This is a genomic window from Mesorhizobium sp. LCM 4576 (assembly GCF_001854815.1).
Taxonomy (GTDB): Bacteria; Pseudomonadota; Alphaproteobacteria; order Rhizobiales; family Rhizobiaceae; genus Mesorhizobium; species Mesorhizobium plurifarium.
In genome coordinates this window covers 1-3,398 of the sequence record NZ_MDDT01000073.1, presented here as the reverse complement: position 1 = coordinate 3,398, position 3,398 = coordinate 1, and the positions used below count along the sequence as shown (strand labels likewise).

Annotated in this window: 5 protein-coding genes; all 5 read left to right on the top strand. The window is 60.5% G+C overall.

Annotated elements, in window-relative coordinates; all coding sequences use genetic code 11:
* Positions 1 to 257 (top strand): PRC-barrel domain-containing protein (locus LCM4576_RS31445; protein ID WP_131803319.1); only part of this gene is annotated, 257 nt, incomplete at its 5' end.
* Positions 258 to 1,063: 806 nt separating this feature from the next.
* Positions 1,064 to 1,483 carry a hypothetical protein gene (locus LCM4576_RS31440; RefSeq protein WP_041005330.1) on the top strand — a complete coding sequence of 140 codons (420 nt, stop codon included), beginning with the start codon at positions 1,064 to 1,066 and terminating at the stop codon, positions 1,481 to 1,483.
* A gap of 63 nt (positions 1,484 to 1,546) precedes the next feature.
* The gene (locus LCM4576_RS31435; protein ID WP_041005331.1) at positions 1,547 to 1,792 is read left to right on the top strand and encodes a DUF982 domain-containing protein; all 246 of its coding nucleotides are present in this window, start codon (positions 1,547 to 1,549) and stop codon (positions 1,790 to 1,792) included.
* 13 nt (positions 1,793 to 1,805) lie between these two features.
* Positions 1,806 to 2,372 carry an SH3 domain-containing protein gene (locus tag LCM4576_RS31430; protein ID WP_083361563.1) on the top strand — a complete coding sequence of 189 codons (567 nt, stop codon included), beginning with the start codon at positions 1,806 to 1,808 and terminating at the stop codon, positions 2,370 to 2,372.
* A 14-nt stretch (positions 2,373 to 2,386) separates the two neighbouring features.
* Positions 2,387 to 3,398, top strand: a 1,012-nt coding sequence (locus LCM4576_RS31425; protein ID WP_083361592.1) for an FAD-dependent monooxygenase, incomplete at its 3' end; no start/stop codon positions are given.

Genomic DNA, 3,398 nt, shown 5'->3' with positions numbered 1-3,398 from the left:
AGGTAGGCGAGATCGGCGATGTGGTCCTCACAAAGGATGGCAAGGTTGACGCGGTCATCGTCGATGTCGGCGGTTTCCTCGGCATCGGTGAAAAGGAAGTGGCCGTAGGCATGGACAAGCTTTCATTCATGCAAGATCGCAGCGGCAGCAAATACCTCTATACTAATTTCACCAAGGATCAGTTGGAGGCCCAGCCCGCGTACGACAAAAGCACATGGGCCGAAAACCGCAACAGCCAGCGCATGATTGTGCAATAGTCATTCGAGGGCCGCTCCGATCCCGAGCGGCCCTCGCCACCGATCGACTTTCCGACGGCACACGTTCGAGCACGCTGCCGACGCGAGCCGTGTCCGTGATGCGGGCTGATGCTGGCGTCTCTCGGGAAGCCTGGGGTAAAGCGCAAACCCAATCTTGCCTCACCGCATCCGACGCCGTCCCTTGATTCACGCAGATGCCGGCCCGTGCGCCAGGTTGAGCCGRATGCCCACGGCGCGCCATGAAGCTCGGGAATGGCAGATTTTATCGCGCGCAGCCAATGAACTCAGTTTGCTGCCGATGGGATTTCGTCCGCGGCCGTCACGTTCCGGCCAGCCACCTGGCCGGCGCCGGTTGCCGCTCGGTCGCCGTCCGTGTGGTCTCCTGACTTGCCCCCCAGTTGCACAGAGCTTTCGCGACAAGGCCTGAGGGCCCACGGAAGCGACCGAGCCCGCCGCCCACACATATCTGCGACTGTCGTGGAATAGTTTCTGCTCGGGATCGGTAGATGCAGCAACGAGGTGAAGTTTGTCCGTGCTCGCCACTTTGAACAATTTTCGGATGCTCATGCCGAGCGTTTCTCGGGCTGCAATATGGAAGACGAGCGCTCGAGGATCTGCACCGAAGCGCTCAAGGCCGAAACTTCTGCCTCTCGGACCMAGCATCCCCCTACCCCGCATCTTGATCTGGATCGCCCCCGCCGAGAAAACCCCATCATCTCGGTCGATCGACCGATCGCCACACGACCAGCATCCACGAGGGCGCTGGAAAGCAACCTGAGACACRGGCGTCTCAAAGGGAGGAAACTATGGAACAAACATTTTCGCAACGCTTCGACGCTTACCAACCGTCAAAGAAGCTGTGGTTCTGGACGGTGGTATGTGCCGTTGTGCTGACGATGATCGTCGGCTTCACGGCCGGAGGCTGGACGACGGCTGGAACGGCGGCGGAGATGGCCAAGACATCGGCCATCAAGGCAAAGGCCGAGCTGGCAGCCAATCTGTGCGTCCAAAAATTTATTACAGCGTCGAATGCCAGCGACAACCTCGCCAAGCTGAAGGAAACCTCTTCTTATCAGCGAGACAGCTTCATCAGCGATGGCGGATGGGTGAAGCTGGCCGGGATAAAAAAGGATGTGCCGGGTGCGGCGGATCTGTGTGCCGACAAACTGTCGGCGATGGACACGATCCCGACGAACAGCGTGGCTCAGGAGAACACCAAAAGCTGATGACTTTGGTTCGCCCCGGCCGACGGTGTGTCGCCGGGCGCTACTCGCGACGGAGGCGCAGCCATGGACGAAGCGTGGTTTTCAAGGCCCGTGCCAGTGGCTAACGGCATATCAGGGGAGATCAACAACGTCCTCAATGCCAACCAGGCGATCGACCTGCTTACCAGGCACTGGCGCGGCGCGGGAAGCCAGAAGCACAAGACGGCGCTGCGAGCCTGCCGGCAGGCTATGAACGGCGGTATCGCGGCCGACCTTGCCAGGGACGCTTTGATCGACGCGGCTCGAGAGGCGCACATGCTCGTCGAGTAAGCAGCCCGTCGTCATGGCAAAACGCGTARCTCCGTTCGGTTTCCTGCCGGCCAGACGGCAAACTGGCTGTCGCGRGCGGCTTGCCTTCGTCYGTGGCGTCCTTGCAATTCTGTTGCTCGCRGCGTCGGCCAACACCACGGGCGCCCTGCGAGCGGACGCTGGCTCGTTTCCCCTGCCTCGTTTCGTCTCGCTAAAGGCTTCGTCCGCCAATCTGCGGGTTGGGCCAGGTGTCGGCTATACTATCGAATGGGTCTTCAAACGACGTGGCATCCCCCTGGAGATCTATCAGGAGTACGGCAATTGGCGACGGGTGAGAGATTGGGACGGAAGCTCCGGCTGGATCCATCACTCGCTCCTGTCAGGGCGCAGAACCGGCGTCGTCGCCCCCTGGTCCAGGCAGCCGCTTGCCTTGTACGCGAAGCCGGCGGCGGACAGCGCCATCCTTGCGTGGCTCGAGCCGCGCGTGGAAGTCGAGCTGACCCGATGCGACGGACAATGGTGCGCGGTCGCATCGCGTGCCTCAACGGGTTTCATGAAACAAACCGGGCTATGGGGCGTCTACCYGGGCGAAGTGCTCTAACCTGGTGCTTCTGGATGGCCGAGCGAACGGTGTTGATTTCAGGMGGAGGAATTGCCGGACCGGCACTGGCTTTTTGGCTTGCAGCCGCCGGATTCCGGCCGACGCTGATCGAACGGGCGCCCCAATTGCGCACTGGGGGCTATGTCATTGATTTTTGGGGCCTTGGCTATGACATCGCCTCGTGGATGGGCCTTGAGGCAGATATCAATCGCCTAGGATATCACGTGCGCGAAATGCGCATCGTGGGTGAGAACGGCAAGCGCGTCGGAGGCTTTGGCACGGACGTCTTCGGCGAACTGACAAACGGCCGCTACGTGACCCTCGCACGCAGCGATCTCTCGCGACTGCTCTTCAAAAAGATCAAAGACACCACCGAAGTCATTTTCGACAATGAGATCGTTGGGCTCGAAGAAAACTCGCACGGTGTTCGGGTGCAACTGGAACGTGGAGGCGAACGCGACTACTCGCTGGTAGTCGGCGCCGATGGCTTGCATTCAGGCGTTCGGCGGCTCGCGTTCGGACCGCAGCATCAGTTTGAGAAGAAGCTCGGCTACGCCGTCGCGGCATTCGAGGCCGAGGGCTACCGGCCACGCGATGAAGACGTGTATTTGATGTACGGCCTGCCGGGGCGGATGCTCGGCCGTTTCACGTTGCATGGCAACCRCACCCTTTTCCTGTTCGTCTTCACCGTTGGTGAGAGTCCGTTGCCAACGGCGCTGGACCTGCAAAAGGAAATGCTGCGCAACAAGTATGCCGATGGCGGATGGGAATGCCCACGCATCCTGGAGGAACTGGGTCATACCGATGAGCTCTACTTCGACAGCGTCAGCCAGATCGCGATGAACAGATGGGCCAAAGGTCGCGWAGTGTTGACCGGCGATGCCGCCTTTTGCGTTTCCCTGCTAGCTGGGCAGGGCTCGGCGCTGGCCATGATTTCCGGCTATGTTCTGGCAGGGGAACTCTTAAAGGCCGATGGTCGACATGAGGAGGCTTTCGGTCGCTACGAAGCGCTTTTGCGGAACTACA